Here is a 22,702-nt window from a genome sequence, read left to right on the forward strand (position 1 = left end):
ATGCCACGAAAGTTGGTATGTCTAGGCTTTAACCGCGTCTTCAATGGTCTTTAATAAAGTTTGAGCCGGCTGATAACCATTCACTATTGAACCGTCAGGAAGAACGATGTTGGGTGTACCATTAACGCCAATGGCCTGGCCGAAATTGTATTGCTCGGCTACTTCATTTTCGCAAGCCGCTCTGGCTACTCTCTGACCCGCTTTTGCATCATCCATTGCTTTATTGGGATCAGCCGAGCACCAAATTGAAACCGTATCATTGTATACGCGTGAATTGATACCGGCCCTCGGGAACGCTAAGTAGCGAACAGTAATGCCCAGGCTATTCAAAATGTCCATCTCGTTGTGCAATTTACGACAAAAACCACAGGTAGCATCAGTGAATACGGTGACGGCATATTTTTCTTTTTCGGCTTTATATTCAATTACCGACTGCGTAAAGGTTTTTAGTCCGTCAAGGCGATAACGCTTTAGCGCCTCACCGGTTTCATCAACGATCTGGTTGCCGACTTTGTAGATGCGAGCAGTGAGAAAGTACTCTCCATCTTCACTCCCATAAAACAAACCCGTTGTCGCATTAATTTGCAGTAAGCCGGGCACTGGTGCATCTGCAATCGACAATATTTTTATATTCAAGCGTTCTTCAAAGCGAGACAGCAAGGCCGAATAGTCTTGATCACTGCTCGATTCTACCTTTTCAAGATTTTGAGGAAGTGGCTCTGCATTGGCAACACTCACCCAAAATAGACTTAGCAGTAAAAGCAGAACCGAAAGAGCCTTAATAATAGACTTTTCAATGATAGTGGATTGAAAACTCAAACTCGAAGATTTACTGTGAGCATTTGTAGAACGTGTCATGGGGCTAGTTATCCTTATTGTCTCAATTGTGCATATATACTAGTACTATACGAGCAACAGACCGTAAAAGTCGCAAGAAAATTCTGTGCATCGACATTAGCCTCTAGGATGATGGTTTTTAACTAAAGACTGAAGTCTCTCCGTCGCAACATGGGTATAGATTTGTGTTGTTGATAGATCGCTATGGCCTAATAACATTTGCACAACGCGTAAATCAGCCCCATGGTTTAACAAATGCGTAGCAAAGGCGTGCCTAAGGGTATGTGGCGACAAGTGACAATTGATGCCAGCCTGTTTTGCATAAAACTTAATACGATGCCAAAAGGTTTGCCTTGTCATGGTCGTTCCACGCTTACTTGGGAATACCGTATTGCTTGGCTTAGTTAATAACTGAGGCCGCCAGTTTTTAATATAATCAGCTAAACAATCGACCGCAATTTCACCTAAAGGAACGAGCCTTTCCTTATTTCCTTTACCCGTTACACGAATCACGCCCTGTAACAAACTAAGCTCATTCATTTGTAAATTAACCAGTTCTGATACCCTAACACCAGTCGCATAAAGCAGCTCCAACATCGCTTTATCACGAACCTGAATTGGGTCATCAGTTTCTGGGCAGGCGAGCAGATCATCAACTTGCTGCTCGGATAAAGTCCCGGGTAGTTGAGAGGGCAATTTCGGGTTAACTAGGCCTTGCGTAGGATTATCTTCACGCCATTTTTTTGCAATCGCATATTTGTAAAAAGCACGAGTAGAACTGAGGAAGCGGCTTGTCGAACGTTGCGATAGCCTTTTTTCGAAGCGGTAGCTTAGATAGGCCTGAATGTCTGTTTCTGCAACATACACCAATTCAGAACTGTACTTTGAGTGTTTTTGCAAAAACAAACAGAACTTTGTTAGATCAGTTCTATAAGCGCTGGCGGTATTCGTGCTTAGCCCTTTTTCTATCCACAGCATGCTGATAAAGTCGTTAAGTGCTTGCTCATTAGCGTCACTCAAATATTCCGTAGTCATTAGAATTTCTTACTTTGACGCAGTAACTCATAAGCAGCCTGAATATCTTGCGTTTTCTTTTTCGATAACAATAAAGCCTGTTCAGGTAAACCTTTTGATACTAATTTATCTGGGTGATGCAATGACATTTGTTTTCTGTAAGCTTTTTTAATGCGCTTTACATCATTTGTACTGGCTATGCCTAAAATTTTGAATGCATCATTGAGTTTGGCTGATGCAGAGTAAGGCTCATTGCCATGGTTAGCGTAAGCTCTCTTTCGCTGTCCTTGCCCAGAATGATGCTTATTGGAACTTGTTTTTGCTCGCGAACTAGATTGACGAAAACGCTGTTCAGCCTCAAAGCCATGCAGAAGAAAAATCATCTCCTCTTTCTTAAAGCCGAGTGTTTTAGCAACGTTGAGCAAAATATTATACTGTGGTGTGCTTAAGCGCTGGTTCGCACATGCCGCTTGGATAAGGATTTCTAAAAAGATTTGCATAACGTCACGCCTAGCGTGGCATTGTTCCTTAAACTCTTTCAGCATTTCGGTTAAGGCAAAATCACGCTGCTTTCCATCTCTGAATGCTTGTTGGGCCTCACTTCTAACATCGCCAGCAAGGTTCATTTGATCCATAAGAGCTGACGCGATTTTGATGTCTTGCTCGGTTACCTTGCCGTCAGCTTTTGCTATGTGGCCTAGCGCTGAAAACAAAGAGTGAAAAAAAACAGCTTGTTGTTGTATTTCTGAGCTTGAAGAAAAAAAGCGACTAAACCCACCTTTTTCTGAAAAGTCTTTGCTGTAAGTCGTATCAAAAATATGACCCACAACAAGCCCTAGTAAAGCGCCAGTTACCCTGCCAAACATGAAGCCGAAAAGCGTACCTACAACTTTTCCCCATACTTGCATGATTGTCATTTCCTTTTTGTTGGTTTGAACCTTGTAGGCAGCCATCATTTCATACTGCGTCATTGATGCAAGTACGAAATAGTCATTGTACGGACTAAAACTGCACGAAATTTCCGCATTTATGCCCAAAAACCATATTAATTGGAGGTTTTCGCAATATTAAGTTGGTTATTACGCGCCAAAAGATTAAAATTCACAATATTGCGTCGATTTTTAATGAACGTTAGGTCAAATACGTGTTCTCAAGGTGTTAGGCTTCGTCGCAAAGCTACTCCGTCACCTTAAGCCGGAGGCTCTAAGTAAAGGTTATCAAAAAAAGTCATTCATGATCAAAGTGTTCTCCACAGCAGCGTTATTAATATTGACTCTAGGCGCAAACGCCCAGTCTGTTGAGCTATGTATTGCTCCTGTTGATACTTTTGATAGTGCTTTACTAACTAGCGATAATAAAATTGCCGTTAGCTCTTTAAATGCCCAACTTATTCAAAATCAAACCGCACTGTTTAATGGCGATGTCGTTATTACCAGCTCAGACGCAATTATTAACGCTGATTTGGCGCAAATTGACGATAACGGCCGGCTCGTAAAAGCAAACGGAGATGTTCTTTATCGCGACTCAGAATTAGAAGTACAAAGCCAAGGTGTGGAAATTAATTCACAGCTTCGATTACTACAGATGCAAGATACCGAATATCAACTTAAAGGCATCGCAGGGCGTGGATCAGCCGATTTACTTTCCTTATCTGGTGAACAAGGTTTGCGTCTGGAAGACGTTACCTTTACTACCTGTCCGAAAGGAGGCGAAGATTGGAAAATGTCGGCTAGCGAGATTTTAATCGGCAAAGACTCCCCCTTTGGCGAAGCTTACAACACAAAGTTCTTTCTGGGCGGTGTCCCTGTTTTTTGGTTACCATACTTTGCCTTTCCAGTAACAGCTGAGCGTCAGAGCGGCCTTCTTTTTCCGAATATTGGTAGCTCAACCCGTACGGGTATTGAATACGAACAACCACTTTATTGGAACATTGCGCCCAATTATGATGCCACTTTTTCGCCTCGAATAATGACTAACAGAGGCGTGCAACTAAAAACAGAATTTAGATATCTCTTCGCTCAAAATCAAGGTGAGCTCCAATTGGAGTATTTGCCTAAGGATATCGACACGGCAAGTCAAGACGAGCGTTACTTTTATCGTTATATGCATCAAGGTAAACTTAGCGATAATTGGAATCTAAATATTGATTTCAGTGGTATCAGTGACGACAACTACATTGTTGACTTGGGTTCTGACTATTACAATCGCGCCGACACACACCTATATCGACAATTAGGTGTCAGTTACTATTCTGAAAGTCTCGACTTTAGCCTTCAATTCAGAGATTTTGATGTGGTTGGCGATCATCCAGACGTGTATCGCGCTTTACCAGAGATGAAATTAAATTATGCCGCAGATTTAGGAAGTGTTATTGATTTTAATCTAGCCTCTGAAGCTGCCTACTTTGAAAACTCTTTGAACACTCAACCGAGTGCTTTTAGGGTTCATGTTGAGCCGAGCTTGTCGATTCCTTATCAGCGTGCTTGGGGGGAATTACTTGCGGAGATAAGTGTACTGCAGACCAACTACGAACAAGAGTTACCCGATGGCTATGTGGGTAGTTTAGAAGAACGGGTAAGCAGAACAATTGGTCAGGGTCGCCTTTTTGGCTCACTCATATTTGAAAATGCTGAATTACTGCAAGATAGCGAATTCTTAGTTAGCGTAGAGCCAAAAGCACAATATCTTTTTACAAGTTTTGAAGAGCAAGACAACATTGGTTTTTACGATACCACGCCGTTGCTAACGACTTTCAGTAACTTATTCAGAGGTCAGGAGTTTACCGGCTTAGATAGAATTAATGATAATAATCAGTTCACCCTTGGTGCCACGGCCCGACTGATTGATGCGCAAAACCGAGAAAAGTTGGTAGTGAGTATTGGGCAGATATTTTACTTAAGAGATGCTGAACTAAACAGTAGCATTCGTGACAATGACCGCTCTGCACTTGCAGCAGAATTTGATTGGCAAGTGAACCAACGCTGGTTTTTACACTCTGATATTCAAGTTGCTACACAAACGAAAAAAGTTGAACGTAGCAGTGTTGCGACTGAATACCGTATTGACGATAATAGACTCATTCAGTTAAATCATCGATATATTCGTGATTTGTCGGGTGAAGAAATCAATCAGTTCGGCGTTTCAGCAAGTTGGCCCATTACCAACAACTGGCATTGGGTTGGACGTTGGTATCGAGATGCGGAGCTATCCAGAACAACAGAGAGCTTTATGGGTTTGCAGTACGAGAGCTGTTGCTGGGCATTAAGAGTCACCTACCAGCGCAACTTAAGCAATCGCTTCGATGATGCAGGGTTCCGCTCAACTAATGAATTCGATTCAGGCTTTGGGCTGCAGTTCATCATTAAGGGGATTGGCAGCCGTAAACGAAATTCCGATATTTTAGAACAGGGGATGTTTGGTTATCGCCAACCTTACGTTTTGAATTAAATAATTTAAAGAATACAAGAAAACTAGAGAAAATATGAAATATAGATTGATAAAAGCTAGCATTTTGAGCATCACTATGACCATGACAATGTGGGCGGGTGCAGCCGAACAAAGTCTTGACAAAGTATCAGTAATTGTCGACCAAGGCGTTATTCTCGAAAGTGAAATTGTTGAGCTCGTAAGTGGTGTTAAGCAAGGTGCTGTTACCCAAGGACAAGCCCTACCCTCGGATCGAGCGTTAAGAACACAAGCTATCGAACGTTTAATATTGAAGAGCCTGCAAATGCAGATGGCCGAGAGAATGGGGATTCAAGTTAGCGACCCGCAACTAGAGCAAACCATTGCAAACATTGCCAAACGTGACAACATCAGCATCGAGCAATTACGCAGCAGAATTGAAGCAGACGGAATGACCTACGACACTTACCGTGAAAAAGTAAGAGAAGAACTCATCACCGGTGAAGTTACCCGCGCGAACGTAAGACGTCGAATATATATAACACCACAAGAAATCGACACCTTGGTTGGTCTTATCAACCAGCAAGGCGCTGAGCAAGCAGAGTATCGTCTTGGCCATATCCTAATTGCCCTGCCATCCGGAGCTACAGAAGAGGATGTTAACAAAGCGCGGGAAACAGCAGATAGAGTGTATGAATTGCTATCGACTGGCTCAGATTTTACCAAAATTGCGATTGCTTCATCATCTGGCCCTAAAGCCTTGGAAGGCGGTGATCTTGGTTGGATGAATGTTAACTCAATGCCAACGCTGTTTGCTGAAGCAGTACAAAGTAAGAAGAAAGATGCTCTGGTGGGTCCGTTGCGAAGCGGTGCAGGTTTTCATATTTTGAAGGTTATCGATTCTCGCGGTGTGGAAATCATTGAAGTAGAAGAAGTCAACGCCCGTCATATTCTTGTTAAGCCTTCAATTATACTAAGCGACCAAAAAGCCGAGCAAATGTTGCTTGATTTCAGAGCTGATTTATTAGCTGGTGAAGCTGACTTTGCTGCCCTTGCAAAAGAGCACTCAGAAGACCCAGGCTCAGCGCTTAAAGGCGGTGTTTTAGGCTGGAACGACCCCAATGTATATGTCCCTGAATTCAAAGAAGCACTTGCGCAGCTAGATAAAGACGAATACAGCCAACCTATTCGCTCTGTTCATGGTTGGCATTTGATTCAGTTAATCGACCGCCGGATAGACGATGCGACAGAAAAACGTAAAGAAGATCGCGCATATCAATTACTGTTTAATCGTAAGTTTACCGAAGAAACAGATACTTGGTTGCGTGAAATGAGAGATGCAGCGTATATCGAACTGCTCGATAAGAAAGACCTATAATGGCAAAATTTTTAAAGATTGCGGTTACTCCAGGCGAACCGGCAGGTATTGGTCCGGATCTCATTCTGACCCTGTCGCAGCAACATTGGGATTGCCAATTAGTGGTGTATGCTGATAGCACTATGTTGGAGCAACGCGCTGCACAACTCGGTATTGAGGTTGATCTTATTCCGTATGAAGACGACTCGACTTATATCCAAAAGCCAAAGCAGTTATTGGTTAAGCATATTCCTACTGCGGTGCCAGTTTTTGCTGGTGAGCTGAACAGTGAGAATGGACACTACGTAGTTGAAACTCTCAGGCAAGCTTGCGATGCCAATATTGAAGGTGCTTTTGATGCAGTCGTCACGGGCCCAGTTCACAAAGGTATAATCAATAAGGCGGGAATTTCATTTAGCGGGCATACCGAGTTCTTCGCAAATCAATCCAACTGTAGCGATGTTGTGATGATGCTGGCAACCGACGGTTTGCGGGTGTGTTTAGCAACTACTCACATTCCTCTTCAATATGTATCAAAAGCAATCACTCCTGAAAGACTCGACAAAGTCATACACATTATTCATACCGACATGAAGTTAAAATTCGGTATCGAGTCACCAAAAATTTACGTATGCGGCCTCAATCCGCATGCGGGAGAGGACGGTCATTTAGGTAACGAAGAGATTTTAGTCATTACGCCAAAGCTTAATGAATTGCGAGAACAGGGCATCAACCTAATTGGGCCTCTACCGGCTGACACCATCTTCCAACCAAAATATTTAGACCAAGCCGATGCAGTATTGGCGATGTATCACGACCAAGGCCTACCCGTTTTGAAATACAAGGGCTTCGGAGCATCAGTCAATATTACCTTGGGGCTACCCTTTATTCGTACTTCTGTTGACCACGGCACAGCAGCAGACCTAGCGGGCTCAGGTAACATCGATTGCGGTAGTTTCGAGAAAGCTATCAACAAAGCAATAAAACTAGCGAAGAAAAAATCATGAGCCAAAAGCATTTAGGCCACACGGCCAGAAAACGTTTTGGGCAGAACTTTTTACATGATCAATATGTTATCGACAAAATAGTCTCCGCCATCAACCCGCAGCCAGGTGAAAACCTTGTCGAAATAGGGCCTGGTTTGGGTGCGCTTACCGAGCCGGTGGCAGAATATATTGACCACTTAACCGTGGTAGAGCTCGACCGCGATCTTGCCAAGAGACTGATCCATCATCCCTTTTTAAATAAAAAACTCACTGTGATTGAACAGGATGCGCTTAAATTCGATTTCTCTAGCCTAATAAAGGAACCCGGTGATTTACGCATATTTGGAAATTTACCCTACAATATATCGACACCGCTCATGTTTCACTTGTTCTCTTTTTCAACACAAGTGAAAGATATGCACTTTATGCTGCAGAATGAAGTAGTAAAGCGACTTTGCGCTACTCACGGCGACAAACTGTACGGCCGCTTATCAGTGATGGCTCAATACTATTGCGATGCAAGTCCTGTTGTAGCCGTTCCTCCTAGCGCATTTAAACCCGCGCCTAAGGTTGATTCAGCCGTGGTAAGATTAGTACCTCACAAAACACCACCGGCAGACGTGAAAGACATAAACATCCTACAGCGCGTAGTAACAACCGCTTTCAATCAGCGTAGAAAAACCATTAGAAATAGTTTGAAAGACTTACTCAGCTCTGACGACATAAGCGATCTGGGTATTAAGCCCGAACTACGCGCCGAAGCGCTGTCTTTGCAAGACTTTGCATTGCTTGCAAACAAGGTTCATTCTACTCTTTAAAAAATGAGCAACTGAAGTATGGAAGCCTTACTAAAAATAACGACTAGTACTCAATTTATCGGAAAACAAAATAATGCTGACCTAGAGTCGGTATTTGTGTTCAGCTATACCGTCACTATCACTAACCTCTCACAACAAACTGCTCAGTTGAAAAATCGCTACTGGTTAATCACTAACGGTGACGGTGAAAAGGTTGAAGTGAAGGGGCCTGGTGTCATTGGAGAGCAACCTTTCATTAAACCAAACTTGAGCTTTGAGTATACCAGTGCATCAATGTTAAAAACCCAAGTGGGCACTATGGAAGGTTATTACGAATTTGAGATGGCTGACGGCCAATTGCATCGTGAAGCCATTCCTGTGTTTACATTAGCGATTCCAAATAGTGTTCATTAATTGGCATGAATAATTTTGTTGTTGGTGACATTCAGGGCTGTTACAAAGGCTTAAAATCGTTATTAAATAAAGCAAGATTTAACCCTCAGCAAGACAAGTTATGGGCTGTAGGAGACTTAATTGCTCGCGGCCCGAACTCACTAGAAAGCTTAAAATACCTTTATGATTTAGGCGAGCATTTCGACACCGTGTTGGGTAACCACGACCTACATCTCATAGCTATGGCTCACGGCATTGGTGAGCCAAAACCAGCTGATAAGCTCACAAAACTAATGAATCATAAGTCTTTCCCTATCCTTGTTGATTGGCTCATGAAAAAACCGCTCGCTATCAAGCCAAGTAAAAATATACTCATTAGTCATGCGGGTCTTTATCCCGCATGGTCGATAAGTAAAGGATTGGCGCTTTCCGAAGACATACAAGCTACCTTGCAAAGCGACAACGCTTTAAGCTTCTTAAAAGAAATGTACGGTAACACTCCCGACACGTGGAGTGACGATCTCAAGCTAAAAATGAGACGTCGTTTTGTCGTAAATGCCTTTACTCGCATGCGCTACCTGAATGGCATGGCATTAGAGTTCAAAACCAAATGTGCTCCTAGCCTAGCGCCGCAAGAACTCAAGCCTTGGTTCGATGTTCACAATAAAAAACTAAAAGAAAATAAAACGCTTATTTTCGGCCACTGGGCATCCTTGATGGGTAAGACCAATAAAAGCAATATCATTGGGCTAGACACTGGCTTTGTATGGGGCAAAGAAATGAGCCTTTACCATATCGAATCTCAACAAATAATTCGCCATTCCGCATAAAGATTTTCTCCCTACTTCCGATAGAGCTTGTACATAGTTATTATTTTACGTACCTGTTTAGTCAACATACTCAAGTATCATGAATGATTCTTGATTTCGTACAAGAAATTCAGCAAACAGTCTTAATGAGGATATTGGAAATGAATTTAACAGTCGCAATGCGAGTTATCGTCGGGTTTTCGGTGATCAGTTTATTACTCGTGATGCTAAGCGGAATTTCCTTATATAACCTCAGCGAGGTAGAAGACGCAACAAGCGAGGTAAGTCAGTTAGCCCTTCCTACTGTTGGAGGAAGTAACGAGCTCAAAGCCTCATTTCTAAATCTTGGTCGACTTACCTTTGAAGGTTACCTTACCCAAGAGGAATCGGTATTAGGTGATAAGAACAAGGAGTTTCAAGCGAGTACTGCTAACTTTTATTCGCAGCTTGAAATACTGCGCACAGTTGTAAAGGAACAAAAAGTCCTCCGCAGCGCATTATCTTCCGTCGAAGTCGTTTATGATAGTTACATCAGTAATGCAAACTCAGTGTTCGACAATCACCTTCAAGAGTTAAACTTAAAACAAGCAGTACAAGAAAAATTTTCGGTCATCGAGGAAAGTGCAGACGATGCTTCATCCTTACTGCTCGATTTTGCTGACTTGGATGAAGTTATCGAGTCTGAGGTGCTTAGTGAAGTAGCGGAAGACGGTAGTTCATTAGAATCAAGTATTTTATCTGTGCTTAGTGCCGCTTCAGAGTACGCTAAAACAGAAACCTTGCAACGTGCCGAAATTCGACGTCAAGAGCTCAACGTGTTAATGACACAAGCAGAAGACAAATATGCCGCTATGGTGAGCAAAGCCAATGGCGAAGACGATACCGGCACCCTTGATGAGGTTGGCGAACTTATCGATTCCATCAAAGAACAACTCTTAGGTTCAAGCGGTGTTGTCAGCTCACAAATTAATATGCTCGAGCGCGCATTAGCAGCAAAACAATTTTTGGACGAATCAGACAGCGACATCAACAAAGGTTTGGACGCCCTTAGTGAGCTTCTTAAGCTAGCGAATCAAAGAGCGAGTGATTTAAAGGAAGGCGTTACTGACCAAGTGAGTTCGAGCATGCAAACCATCGGAGTGATGGTTTTGATTTCTATCGCGATTGCAGTATTTACGACTTACAAAAGTGTGAGAGCAATCACAGAGCCATTAGCGAAGGTTAACGACTTACTCAATATTGCATCCTCCGGTGATCTCACGCATCGCCTAGATGATTCCTCGAATGATGAATTCGGTATACTATCGAAAAACTGTAATAAGCTCATCGATAATTTAAAAGCGCTCATCGACGGCATCCATCGCCGAGCGGAACAGCTTGCCGCAGCCTCGGGTGAGACCTCTTCGGTTACCGAACAAACGACTAATTCGATCCAAGAGCAAAAATCACAAATCTCTCAAATTGCCGCTGCTACGACCGAAATGCACAGTACATCACAGCTTGTTTCACAAAGCGCTGATGACACATTGCATGAAATAGGGAATGCTGACCAAGAAGCCGAGAAGGTGAAGCAAATATCGCTAGACAACAAACACACTATTGAGGTGCTGGCTAAAGACGTTCAAGAAGCGGCAGATGTTATCAATAAATTGCATCAAGATAGCGCTAGTATCGGTGGTATTCTGGACGTAATTAGGGGCGTTGCAGACCAAACTAACTTATTAGCGCTAAATGCGGCAATAGAAGCAGCTCGAGCAGGTGAACAGGGTCGAGGCTTTGCTGTCGTTGCTGATGAAGTAAGAACCCTTGCAAGCAGAACGCAAGAGTCGACTCAAGAGATTAACTCCATGATTGAAGTATTGCAGGCTGGCGCAGAAAAAGCGGTTGCAGTAATGACTCAGGGTAAACAACAAACCGAAGCCTGTGTAGAGCAAACCGAGAAAGCTTCTCAAGCGCTCGACCTTATTACCGATGCCGTCCACAGAGCGCATGAAGTGAGTACACGAATTGAACATGCCGCACGGGAACAGAACCAAGTGTCTGCTGAAATAAGCGAGAAACTAGAAAACATCGTCGGAATTGCTGAAGAAACGACACTAGGTGCGCAGCAGACCACGCAATCAAGTGCAGAAGTAGCAAGACTCGCAGACGAACTGCAAGAGTCTATTGGCGAATTCAAGGTATAAAAGTATAAGTGTGAGATAATGCAGATAATCAGTTATTGCTTAGAGTGCCGGCAGCGTTAAGCTCCGCCGGCACTTCGGTTTTCTTAACCTACTCAAACAGCGCTTTATGTAATACTTTAACAACACTTTCACTATCTTGATTGTTCACTACAAACGACAAGTTATGCGGATTAGCGCCAAAGCAAATCATACGTAAATTAAAATCTGAAATAGCAGCAAATATTTTACTCGATACGCCCGCAGCACTGTGCATATTATTTCCAACAACAGTGACCACGTCGAAGCCTTGCTCAACAGTAACATCACATATCGTTGTTAACTCAGCCAAAGTCTCTTTATTCATTTTTTCAGAAACAGTATTAGGTGGGTTGTCGAGGGTGAATGAAACTGAAATTTCCGACGTAGTAACCAAATCAACCGATAATTTATGCTTAGCGATAATGGTAAAAACTCGTTGTAGGAAGCCCTGAGCGTACATCATTTTTGGCGTTTTCACCGTTACCATAACTTGATCTTTTCGTCTTGTTATAGCTCTATATGATGGTTCAACTTCACAGTCGCGTACAATCCATGTACCGCCTTTTTCTGGCTCTTTACTTGACCCTACGAATACCTTTATGTTTTTTCTAAGTGCTGGCTCCATTGTTGCAGGGTGAAGCACTTTAGCACCAAAGGTCGCCATTTCTGCCGCTTCTTCAAAGCTAAGCTCTGCCAAAGGTTTTGCTTTGTCAGTGATGCGCGGATCAGTGGTATAAACCCCGATTACATCAGTCCATATTTCGCAGGTTTCTGCATCAATAGCTTCGGCTAAAAGCGCAGCAGTAAAGTCTGAACCACCTCTGCCTAAGGTCGTTGTTCGTCCTTGTTCATCAGCCCCTACAAAACCCTGTGTAACGACCACTGAGTTGCTTAACTCAGGCACTAACAAGGCTTGAGACAATTGCCGTATGGTAGCAACTTCAGGCGATGCATCAGTGAAGGTTGAATCGGTTCTTAATACTTTTCTAACGTCAAAATTAACCGCCGCAACGCCAAACTCTCGAAGCACCGCGCTAAACAACAGCGAAGACATGCGCTCCCCCATGGATAAAAGGGCATCCTTTAAGTCATCTCGAAAATTGATCTCTTCATTTGTTGCCAGTCGCGTCAGTTCTTCCAGCTTAGTCTCTAACTTCTCAGAAACTTCTTCTGGGTGTGTTAGCTTTGCTACAATAGCATGCTCAATTGCACGTATATTATCAACGATATCGTGAATTTGCTTGCTCGTTAAGGCGGTATTTGCCAGCGTTACTAGATGATTCGTTACGCCAGCAGAAGCGCTTACCACAACCACTTTAGTTTGTTTATTTCCCGCAATAATACGAGCACAGTTCTGCATGGTCTCGTAGTTTGCGACGCTGGTTCCGCCGAATTTTGCAACGTTTAAGCTAGTTGTCATTTTATTTCCTATCTACTACTTTTTAACACTTTTAGGCTGCTTTACACGCCCTTCAATTGATATTTTATCGCCTTCTTTTATACCCTGCTTGGCAAACCAACCTTGGTTCATTTCAAGCGCAAAAAGAACCGGTTTCGACGACTTCACCGACGTTAAATCGTGGGGTTTTAGCTGCTTTATGTCAACAATCGTGCCGTCAACGGTAATATATGCCAAATCTAACGGAATGAATGTATTCTTCATCCAAATACTGGCGATTCGTTCATCATCAAATTGGAACAACATGCCACAGTCATCGCACAGACTTCTGCGATGCATTAGCCCTAAGGCTCTTTCGTCAAAGCTATCTGCAAACTCTACGCTCAGTGCAATATTGGCAAATTCAATATTTATGGTGTTATCGTCTTGCAAAAGCGCTTTTTCTTCCTCAGTTAAATCAGCGAAATCGTCGATATCACTAGAGGATTGGGCACAAGCCTGTAAGGAAAGAAAAGCCACTAGCGCTAATCCGGCAGTTTTTAGCAATACAGCTGTTTTTGTCCCGCGTTTGTTCAACATGGTGTGTCTCACTTAAATATTTATAGTTTTTACAGCTACTTTTAGGGTGTTTATCTGATCTCAAATATGGGTTAGATATATGACTAATATTGATAGTATCTAACGGAACAGGGTAATTGTTAATGACTTTTTGGTTACATCATAAAACAAAAAACCGATAGTAAAGATTGCTCTATACTACCGGCTTTGATTAACTTGCTAAGAAAAGTTCAGTGCTTAAATACGACTTCATGATTTCATGAAAGACCTAAGCTTTTGCGAACCTTCTTACGCAATATTTAGCGTCGGAATGATGTTCTCTTTCGCTTTTGTAGCTGCTTCACTGAATTTCGGCATGCGATCAAAGTTTAAGTATTTGAATACTTCGCCACTCATCGACTCAATTTTGCTAGCATATTCCATGTACTCTTCAGCAGTTGGGATACGACCAACAATTGCACCTACTGCGGCCATCTCAGCCGAGCACAAGTAAACATTTGCGCCATCACCTAGACGATTCGGGAAGTTACGAGTTGACGTGGACAGCACTGTCGCGCCAGCAAGTACACGTGCTTGGTTACCCATACACAGAGAACAACCTGACATTTCCATTCTTACGCCAGCTTTCCCGTAAATACTGAAATATCCCTCTTCCATCAGCTGGGCTTCGTCCATCTTCGTCGGTGGCGACATCCATAAACGAGTAGGTAGTGTTCCTTTGAACTGCTCAAGCAACTTACCAGCGGCGCGGAAGTGACCGATGTTTGTCATACAAGAACCGATAAATACTTCATCGACTTTGTCGCCCGCTACCTCTGATAACGTTTTAGCGTCATCGGGATCGTTTGGACAGCAAAGAATGGGTTCGTTGATTTCATCGAGATCAATTTCAATAACTTCAGCATACTCTGCGTCGGCATCAGCCTGCATTAACGAAGGCTCTGCTAGCCATTCTTCCATCTTGCGCGCACGACGCTCAAGCGTTCTTGGGTCACCGTAGCCTTCGTTTATCATCCAACGAAGCATAGTGATGTTTGAATTTAAGTACTCTGCAACCGACTCTTCAGAAAGTTTAATAGTACAGCCTGCCGCGGAACGCTCTGCTGATGCGTCTGACAATTCAAAGGCTTGTTCAACTGTTAAGTCTTCAAGGCCTTCAATTTCAAGGATTCTGCCGGAAAAAGCGTTCACCTTACCTTTCTTCGCAACAGTTAATAAACCTTGTTTTATTGCGTACAGTGGAATTGCATGTACCAAGTCACGAAGCGTAATACCCGGCTTCATTTTACCTTTAAAGCGAACAAGTACTGATTCAGGCATGTCGAGTGGCATAACACCCGTTGCGGCGGCAAAGGCCACTAGGCCAGAACCGGCTGGGAAGGATATCCCCATCGGGAAGCGCGTATGTGAGTCACCACCAGTACCTACTGTATCTGGCAATAACATGCGGTTTAACCATGAATGGATAATACCGTCACCTGGGCGAAGTGAGACACCGCCGCGGTTCATAATAAAATCAGGAAGAGTATGCTGAGTGTCAATATCGACTGGCTTTGGATAAGCCGCGGTATGACAAAAAGACTGCATGGTTAAATCAGCTGTAAAGCCTAGGCACGCTAAGTCTTTGAGTTCGTCTCGTGTCATCGGCCCAGTGGTGTCTTGAGAGCCGACCGTCGTCATTTTTGGCTCACAGTATGTGCCAGGGCGCATGCCTTCCACACCACAAGCCTTGCCCACCATTTTCTGTGCAAGCGTAAAGCCTTTATCTGAACTAGCAGGTACTTCTGGTAATCTGAATAAGTCAGTTGCCCCTAAACCTAATGCTTCACGCGCTCTCTCGGTTAAGCCACGGCCTATGATCAAGTTGATACGGCCGCCTGCACGCACTTCATCAAGTAGCACGTCAGATTTGTATTCGAAAGTAGAGAGAACCTCGCCTGTTTCAGCATTTTTTACTTCACCAGCGAAAGGATAGATGTCGATGACATCACCCATGTTTAACTTGTCAACGTCGGCTTCAAAAACTAAAGCACCAGCATCTTCCATCGTATTGAAGAAAATGGGAGCAACTTTGCCGCCAATGCACACACCACCGCCACGCTTGTTTGGCACGCCAGGTAGATCTTCACCGAAAAACCATAGAACAGAGTTGGTGGCTGATTTACGAGAAGACCCTGTACCTACTACATCACCAACGTAAGCAACAGGATGGCCTTTCGCTTTGATTTCTTCAATTTGCGCTAGTGGACCAACTTCACCGTGAACTTCAGGTGTTAAGCCGTCGCGTGTCATTTTTAACATCGCACGAGCATGTAATGGAATATCTGGACGAGACCACGCGTCTGGCGCTGGTGATAAGTCATCGGTATTGGTTTCACCGGTAACTTTGAAAACCGAGTAAGTGATTTTTTCGGCAAGATCTGGACGCGAAGTGAACCATTCACCTTCAGCCCAAGAGTTCATCACGTCGGTCGCGAATTTATTGCCCGCTTTGTGCTTCTCATCGACATCGTGGAAAGCATCAAACATCAATAAAGTGTGCTTTAATTCTTCTGCTGCAAGTTCAGCTAAATCATCATTATCAAGCAAGCTTACTAATGTTTCTATGTTGTAACCACCGTGCATGTTTCCTAGTAACTGGACTGCAGCATCGGGACTGATTAGGTCACACTTTTCGTCACCCTTGGCGATCGCGCTCAGGAAGCCTGCTTTTACATAAGCCGCTTCATCTACACCGGGAGGTACTCGCTCAGAAATGAGCTCTAACAGGAATTCTTCTTCGCCTGCTGGCGGGTTTTTTAATAGTTCTACTAAAGCAGCAACCTGCTCTGGATTGAGTGGCTTCGGTGGAATGCCCTCAGCTGCACGCTCTTCTACATGCTTACGATAATTTTCTAACACTATTTAACCCTCTTTTAGGTGCTGGGCGTTTGGTCTTAACTTGATTTGTAACCATCAAGTGGGACATCCAGCAGGAACAAAGTATAGTAAAGCACCCCCCACATTTTTGGGATGTACTTTTTGCGTCGCACATTATAGCGCTTAACGATAAGAATTTGAATGCTAAAAGCTTTCGGCTTAATTATAGCCAATATTCAGCAAACTAATTGTTTTATTATTGTTAATGGATTTAGCTAATACCTACAACCATCATCATTGTCTTACAAGACGAAGTATTTGCGCATTATCACCATCGGTTAGCAGCAGCACATCACCATCAGCTGTTAGCTCAATATCTCTTAGCCTCTTATTTAGCTTGGTAAGTAGACTTTGCTCATTATATAAGCGCTTACCATCGAAGTTCAGCGCTCGCAAGTCACGGTCCTTTAAGGATGGCACCAAAACATGCCCCTTCAATTCTGGGAATTGGCTAGCGGAGTAATAAGCCATCGACGACGGAGCGATGGATGGTGTCCAATTATAATCGGCTTGTTCCATCCCAGCATATTCTTTAAAGGGTGTAATGACGGCGCCAGAGTAATCTTTACCCTCAGTAATCACGGGCCATCCATAATTTTTGCCTTTTTGCAGGATGTTAATTTCATCGCCGCCATCAGGACCATGCTCATTTCCTAGTAGAATGAATTGACTATTAAGAGTGATGCCAATGAGAGCTTGTGGATTGCGATGCCCAGAAGTATATACATAATTACTATCGGGCGTAGACTCAGAATAAAAGGGATTATCGCTAAGCGCTTCGCCGGTGTCATTCATACGCAGCGTTTTGCCCATATCAGATGTCAACACTTGAGCTTGCTCACGATAATCAAAACCATCGCCTGTGGTCACGTAAAGCAAACTGTTTTTATCAAACACCATTCTTCCACCGTAGTGCACAGGCGTATTGCGAAGCGAGCGTTGGCGAAAGATCGGCTCAAGCACCTCGACTAAAGTACCATCGACAGGTAGTTTAAAGCGCACAATAGCCAGACCGTTAGCCTCAGCACTTCCAAAACTATAGCTAAGGTAAACCCAAGCGTTTTTAGCATAATTTGGATGGAACTCGATGTCGAGATAGCCTCCTTGCCCAGGTCGATACATATCTGTAATAGGCAAAGTAAAGCGAGTAAACTTGCCAGTAGCACTTGCAACCCACACTGCCCCATCACGCTCTGTGACAAACAGTTCATCTTTTGGTGACACATTAATTGACCACGATGCGGGTAAATCGTCATAAAGCATTTCGGTGCTGTAGGTCTTATTTGTGACTTCTTGAGAGCGCGCGTTCGCCTCGAACTGAGTACATACAAAAAGCATAGTAAAAAGCACGAGAGCGCCTCCTAATCTACCTAAGACATTCGCCCGAGACTGGGCTAAATTTACTTCCCCAAACATCTTAACTCCTTGATAGTAAATATCGTTTTTTTTGCTTCTCTAAGCTTTTTTACATATTAGATCCGCTTTTCGTGTTTGTAGTATAGACTAAGTAGACCTCAACACGACAGTTGCTCCTGTCACTGCATGTATTTTGCTTAAGCGAAATTTTCAATAAGTGTGAATCGATAAAATAAAAGACAATTTAGATAGTAAGGACAAAGACGAATGAACACACTCAAATCACTCATGGATTTCTCACTCAAGCTAGTGTTAGCTGGCACGCTCACATTTTGCATAGCCAGCTTGCTACACTCTCAAATGACCTTGAGTAAGCTAATTGCAGTTGGTGTGGATATTCCTTTGAAATCAAGACTAACTACCGTCGCGCAAGACTTTGTGGGCTTACTTCCTACTTATGGGCTTATTATTTTATTTGCACTGTTAATTGCTATGCTAGTGACGCTAATGCTACTGCGTTTACTGCAGAGAACACAAGCTAACAACATTTGGGTATTTGCATTGGCTGGCGCGGTTGCAATGGCTGTGACGCTTATGGCAATGCAACCTATATTAAACGTTACTATAATCTCAGGTGCTAGGGGCACTTGGGGCTTAACTGCCCAGTGCATCGCCGGAGCCTTCGGTGGTGCCTTATTTGGTTACTTGCACCGGCGTAAAGCGGTCGAAGCGCTTAAATTAAATCAATCCAAATCGTGAATTAATAGCTATAATGTAAACTGATTGTAAATTTTGCACGCTTCCCATTATCTTTAAGCCTACAGCACTAACAAACATAAAGGATCTAACATGAGCCAGGCAGTGAATATCCCTTCAAACATCAAGTCCTTAGCTGATTACATAGAACATACCTTTGCAAAGTATGGTGATAAACCGGCATATAACGCTTTGGGTCAAGCCTTGAGTTTTGCAGAAGCCGAGGCATTATCAGCAAAGTTTGCTTCATGGCTTTTACATCACGGAAAATTGCAGCCTGGCGACAGAATTGCGATACAATTGCCGAATTTATTGCAAAATCCCATCGCTGTATATGGCGCGCTACGCGCTGGCCTAGTAGTCGTGAATACAAACCCTTTGTATACACCGACGGAAATGTCACATCAATTTGCTGATTCTGGTGCAAAAGCTTTGGTGATACTTGAAGACTTTGTACCTAAGTATGAGGCAATAAAAGATAGCACCGCGATCGAAACGGTAATCATCACCAGCGCAACACAAATGCTTACTCAGAAAGCTTGTGAGTCGGCCTATCCTTGTTTTATGCAAGTATTCGAGCAAGCTCAAGAACTAACATTGCCTCAACGTCCTGAAATCTCGCTCGATGACGGGTGCATATTACAATACACTGGTGGCACGACTGGCGTGTCTAAGGGTGCTGAGCTCACTCACAGAAATGTATTGGCCAACAGTATTCAAACCCTCGAGCGCTTGGGTAAAAAGTTTAAAGATGGTGAAGAAATCATAGTATGCCCACTGCCGCTTTATCATATATATGCCTTTACTGTTTGCATGATGACCTTATTCGCAAAAGGGGCAACTTGCCTGCTAATACCTAACCCGCGAGATATGGATGCCTTTGTACAAGCGATCAAGCCACACAAATTTACTTCCTTTGCCGGTCTAAACACCTTATTTATGGGACTTTGCGCTCACCCAGAGTTCCCTAGCCTCGATTTTAGCAAATTAACACTCACTATGTCGGGTGGTACAGCACTAACTAAATCAGCCGCAGAATTATGGACTAAAACTACAGGTTGCTCCGTAACCGAAGGCTACGGCCTGTCTGAGACAGCCCCTGTATTGGCCTTCAACGAACCCGGTAACGAACATTTAGGTACTGTGGGTCTACCGTTGATCGACACCGATATTCAGTTACTTGATCCAAATGACCAACCGGTCGCAGATGGTCAAGAAGGTCAAATAGCAGCAAAAGGCCCTCAAGTAATGAAAGGTTATTGGCAACGTCCAGATGAAACGGCAAAAGTGATGACTGCAAACGGCTATTTCAAAACCGGAGATATTGGGGTAAGACTCCCAAACGGTTGCATTAAAATTGTAGACCGATTAAAGGACATGGTAATTGTGTCGGGCTTTAATGTTTACCCCAATGAAATTGAAGATGCACTAACACAGCACCCTGATATTCTCGAGGCAGCCGTTGTTGGTAAACCTGATGACAAAACCGGTGAAAAAGTATGCGCGTTTATTACCGTGGCAAAAACCATCAGCACCGAGGAAGTTCAAGAGCATTGTAAGCAGATGCTAACCGCTTATAAAATACCCAAAGAAGTCAACATTATTGACGAATTACCTAAATCGACCGTTGGTAAGATACTCCGCCGTGAACTTCGTTGATGCTTAATTTTGCTCTTTCCGTTATAGGCCCTGTTGTATTATTAATAGCCTTTGGCTACGCACTTTATAAAACAGGGCTAATGACAGATGACTTTGTTGAAAGAGCAAGTAGGCTCATCTTTAATTTCGCTTTACCTGCGCTTCTTTTTACAACAATTGCAAAGAGTGACATAAGCACTATTTCTGATAAAAACATGTTGGTAATTGGTGTGCTCGGTACGCTGGGTATTTGCTTAGTACTCATGCTCATCGCTCCGTATATTGTTACTAAAAGAGCTGATAGAGGGGTCGTTATTCAGGGTGCTTTTAGGTCAAATATGGGTATTATCGGTTTAGCTTATTGCGCAAATGCCTATGGTCAAGAGGGCTTAGCGCTAGCGTCAATCTATTTAGGAGCCTTAACCATAACCTATAACGTGATCAGCGTTATTATTCTAAACTTCTACTTAGACAGCAAAACGTCATATTTACGGATGATAAAAGGCGTAGTCACTAACCCAATCATACTGGCTATTGTGAGTGCCCTTCTGGTCTCTAATTTTCAGCTTAACTTACCGTCAATACTGATTAATAGTGCAGGCTACTTTGCACAGTTAACGCTCCCATTAGCCCTGTTGTGTACAGGTGCTGCACTACGATTTTCCAGTTTAAGAGCTGACGGCAAGGCAGCCGCTATCAGTATCCTTGTTAAGTGTTTTATCTATCCATTCGTGATAGTTGCTTTCGCGCTTGGTTTTGGTATTGATGGTATGGCTCTGGGTGTGGTTTACTTAATGTCAATAGCACCCACAGCAGCAGCAAGCTATGTAATGGTTCGAAAAATTGGCGGCAATTACACTCTTGCAGCCCACATTATAGCGATCAGCACGCTAGTATCTGTGCCTATTACCATTGCGGGTTATTCTGTTGTGATGCACTATATGTGAGCGACAAATAGTATGCGGATGCATTAGTATTTATGTCCTAATTCAAATCGGAAGTTTACACATGAAAAAAAGGCACTTCGAATTGTCGAAGAAAAACCTCTATATTATTTTCGCTATTTTTGTATGCGTAATTGTCATTCCTTTGTTGGCCCTAATTCACCTGCTTGAGAGCTAGGTCCACAATCGCATCAACATGCAATTCAGTTGTATTAAACAACGGGGCTTCGGGCAAATCTTCAGGCTTCAAGAGTAGGAATATTTCTGTGCAGCCAAGAATGATACCTTCCGCACCCTGCTTTAATAGCTTACGGCTAATTTCAACATAAGCTTCTTTGGAACTATGTTGAATATCTCCCCTCACTAACTCATTAAAAATAATAGCATCAACTATCACTTGGTCTTCTTCTGACGGAGAAATAAGCTCAATACCAAACTTATCCATAAATCGCGACTTTATATAATCGGCTTCCATCACTGGTTTAGTTCCTAAAATCCCGACTTTTTTGAGTCCTTGGCGGCTAATTTCAGCGCCTGTGGGGTCGCTTATATGAATAAAAGGGATCGGAACTAGGTCTTCTACTCTGTCTAAAACACGGTGCATGGTATTACTTACGCAGACCAAAATGTCAGCACCTCCCTCGTAAGCGTTTAACACCTTTCCCTCTAGATAAACTCTTGCTTCATCCCAAGCGCCATTTCGGACATAGTATTCAATGTTTCCGAAGTTAAGACCCAAAATTAACGTCTCTGCTATTTCCCAGCCGCCAAGGCGCGCGTTCACTTTTTCGTTAAGCATACGATAGTATTCGGCAGTCGCTTGATTGCTCATACCACCGAGTATGCCGATTGTTTTCATTGGTAAAGGCCTAAGCATGACTCTCTCGAAATAGAAGACGGAGGTTTAGTCTAGTGGAATGCTACGAAACTGTAAATTACTGTTCATCACTTCGGTCACAAGGTGCAAATGAGGATTGAAAAGTATTTACACTGTTAAGGATGGCTCTGATAAAACAAAAAAGGCGCTCAATGAGCGCCTTCTTATTATCTTCGAAAAGATATTAGTCTAGGATTTTAGCTACTACGCCAGCACCTACTGTACGGCCACCTTCACGGATTGCGAAGCGTAAACCTTCGTCCATCGCGATTGGTGCAATCAGTTCTACGTGGAACTTCAAGTTATCACCAGGCATTACCATTTCAACGCCTTCAGGAAGCTCTACTGCACCTGTTACGTCAGTTGTACGGAAGTAGAACTGTGGACGGTAACCTTTAAAGAAAGGAGTATGACGGCCACCTTCGTCTTTGCTTAGTACATATACTTCAGCTT

The 22,702-nt window shown here is 43.2% G+C and carries 19 protein-coding genes; 10 read left to right on the forward strand and 9 right to left on the reverse strand.

Annotated features, from left to right (window positions below):
- Positions 1-21: 21 nt before the first annotated feature.
- The 3 genes from ISG33_RS16865 to djlA all read right to left on the reverse strand — a co-directional run bounded on the left by ISG33_RS16865 (position 22) and on the right by djlA (position 2,759).
- Positions 22-858 (reverse strand): thioredoxin fold domain-containing protein, encoded by an 837-nt coding sequence (locus tag ISG33_RS16865; protein WP_195734816.1) that lies wholly within the window; start codon positions 856-858, stop codon positions 22-24.
- Positions 859-954: 96 nt separating this feature from the next.
- Positions 955-1,872 (reverse strand): site-specific tyrosine recombinase XerD, encoded by a 918-nt coding sequence (gene xerD, locus ISG33_RS16870; RefSeq protein ID WP_195734817.1) that lies wholly within the window; start codon positions 1,870-1,872, stop codon positions 955-957.
- Positions 1,872-2,759, reverse strand: coding sequence for a co-chaperone DjlA (djlA, locus tag ISG33_RS16875; RefSeq protein WP_195734818.1), 888 nt, complete (start codon positions 2,757-2,759; stop codon positions 1,872-1,874). Before djlA ends, xerD begins: the two co-directional genes overlap by 1 nt.
- Positions 2,760-3,084: 325 nt before the next feature.
- On the opposite strand from djlA, the gene lptD reads away from it, so the two are divergent.
- The 7 genes from lptD to ISG33_RS16910 all read left to right on the forward strand — a co-directional run bounded on the left by lptD (position 3,085) and on the right by ISG33_RS16910 (position 11,784).
- The gene (gene lptD, locus ISG33_RS16880; RefSeq protein ID WP_195734819.1) at positions 3,085-5,298 is read left to right on the forward strand and encodes an LPS assembly protein LptD; all 2,214 of its coding nucleotides are present in this window, start codon (positions 3,085-3,087) and stop codon (positions 5,296-5,298) included.
- Positions 5,299-5,332: 34 nt separating this feature from the next.
- Positions 5,333-6,634 carry a peptidylprolyl isomerase SurA gene (gene surA, locus ISG33_RS16885; protein ID WP_195734820.1) on the forward strand — a complete coding sequence of 434 codons (1,302 nt, stop codon included), beginning with the start codon at positions 5,333-5,335 and terminating at the stop codon, positions 6,632-6,634.
- Positions 6,634-7,620 (forward strand): 4-hydroxythreonine-4-phosphate dehydrogenase PdxA, encoded by a 987-nt coding sequence (gene pdxA / locus ISG33_RS16890; RefSeq protein ID WP_195734821.1) that lies wholly within the window; start codon positions 6,634-6,636, stop codon positions 7,618-7,620. The genes surA and pdxA overlap by 1 nt, the downstream gene beginning before the upstream one ends.
- Positions 7,617-8,417 (forward strand): 16S rRNA (adenine(1518)-N(6)/adenine(1519)-N(6))-dimethyltransferase RsmA, encoded by an 801-nt coding sequence (gene rsmA / locus ISG33_RS16895; protein ID WP_195734822.1) that lies wholly within the window; start codon positions 7,617-7,619, stop codon positions 8,415-8,417. The genes pdxA and rsmA overlap by 4 nt, the downstream gene beginning before the upstream one ends.
- An 18-nt stretch (positions 8,418-8,435) precedes the next feature.
- Positions 8,436-8,810: a Co2+/Mg2+ efflux facilitator ApaG/CorD gene (gene apaG, locus ISG33_RS16900; protein ID WP_195734823.1), complete on the forward strand. Its 375-nt coding sequence runs from the start codon at positions 8,436-8,438 to the stop codon at positions 8,808-8,810.
- 5 nt (positions 8,811-8,815) lie between these two features.
- Entirely contained in the window at positions 8,816-9,619 is an 804-nt protein-coding gene (locus ISG33_RS16905) for a symmetrical bis(5'-nucleosyl)-tetraphosphatase (RefSeq protein ID WP_195734824.1), read from the forward strand.
- Between the two features lie 140 nt (positions 9,620-9,759).
- Positions 9,760-11,784 carry a HAMP domain-containing methyl-accepting chemotaxis protein gene (locus ISG33_RS16910; RefSeq protein ID WP_195734825.1) on the forward strand — a complete coding sequence of 675 codons (2,025 nt, stop codon included), beginning with the start codon at positions 9,760-9,762 and terminating at the stop codon, positions 11,782-11,784.
- Between the two features lie 88 nt (positions 11,785-11,872).
- On the opposite strand, the gene lysC is transcribed toward ISG33_RS16910, so the two are convergent.
- The 4 genes from lysC to ISG33_RS16930 all read right to left on the reverse strand — a co-directional run bounded on the left by lysC (position 11,873) and on the right by ISG33_RS16930 (position 18,094).
- Complete coding sequence (lysC, locus tag ISG33_RS16915) at positions 11,873-13,222, reverse strand: lysine-sensitive aspartokinase 3 (RefSeq protein WP_195734826.1); 1,350 nt, start codon at positions 13,220-13,222, stop codon at positions 11,873-11,875.
- Positions 13,223-13,237: 15 nt separating this feature from the next.
- Positions 13,238-13,780: a DUF192 domain-containing protein gene (locus ISG33_RS16920; RefSeq protein ID WP_229333668.1), complete on the reverse strand. Its 543-nt coding sequence runs from the start codon at positions 13,778-13,780 to the stop codon at positions 13,238-13,240.
- A gap of 267 nt (positions 13,781-14,047) precedes the next feature.
- On the reverse strand, positions 14,048-16,660 hold the full coding sequence (gene acnB / locus ISG33_RS16925; RefSeq protein WP_195734827.1) for a bifunctional aconitate hydratase 2/2-methylisocitrate dehydratase: 2,613 nt from the start codon (positions 16,658-16,660) through the stop codon (positions 14,048-14,050).
- A gap of 252 nt (positions 16,661-16,912) precedes the next feature.
- Positions 16,913-18,094, reverse strand: a complete 1,182-nt coding sequence (locus ISG33_RS16930) for a PQQ-dependent sugar dehydrogenase (RefSeq protein ID WP_195734828.1) — start codon at positions 18,092-18,094, stop codon at positions 16,913-16,915.
- A 207-nt stretch (positions 18,095-18,301) separates the two neighbouring features.
- Between ISG33_RS16930 and ISG33_RS16935 the strand changes: the two genes are divergently transcribed.
- From ISG33_RS16935 to ISG33_RS16945, 3 genes are all read left to right on the forward strand, one after another.
- Positions 18,302-18,793 (forward strand): hypothetical protein, encoded by a 492-nt coding sequence (locus ISG33_RS16935; RefSeq protein WP_195734829.1) that lies wholly within the window; start codon positions 18,302-18,304, stop codon positions 18,791-18,793.
- 90 nt (positions 18,794-18,883) lie between these two features.
- Positions 18,884-20,449: an AMP-binding protein gene (locus tag ISG33_RS16940; protein ID WP_195734830.1), complete on the forward strand. Its 1,566-nt coding sequence runs from the start codon at positions 18,884-18,886 to the stop codon at positions 20,447-20,449.
- Positions 20,449-21,375 carry an AEC family transporter gene (locus ISG33_RS16945; RefSeq protein ID WP_195734831.1) on the forward strand — a complete coding sequence of 309 codons (927 nt, stop codon included), beginning with the start codon at positions 20,449-20,451 and terminating at the stop codon, positions 21,373-21,375. The genes ISG33_RS16940 and ISG33_RS16945 overlap by 1 nt, the downstream gene beginning before the upstream one ends.
- A 151-nt stretch (positions 21,376-21,526) precedes the next feature.
- On the opposite strand, the gene ISG33_RS16950 is transcribed toward ISG33_RS16945, so the two are convergent.
- Both ISG33_RS16950 and ISG33_RS16955 read right to left on the reverse strand, forming a co-directional pair.
- Positions 21,527-22,231 carry an aspartate/glutamate racemase family protein gene (locus tag ISG33_RS16950; RefSeq protein ID WP_229333670.1) on the reverse strand — a complete coding sequence of 235 codons (705 nt, stop codon included), beginning with the start codon at positions 22,229-22,231 and terminating at the stop codon, positions 21,527-21,529.
- 202 nt (positions 22,232-22,433) lie between these two features.
- A partial coding sequence (locus tag ISG33_RS16955) for an EF-Tu C-terminal domain-related protein (RefSeq protein ID WP_498043307.1) occupies positions 22,434-22,702 on the reverse strand: 269 nt, incomplete at its 5' end.

It is taken from the genome of Marinibium conchae (genome assembly GCF_015595035.1).
In the GTDB taxonomy this organism is placed as follows: domain Bacteria; phylum Pseudomonadota; class Gammaproteobacteria; order Enterobacterales; family Alteromonadaceae; genus Glaciecola.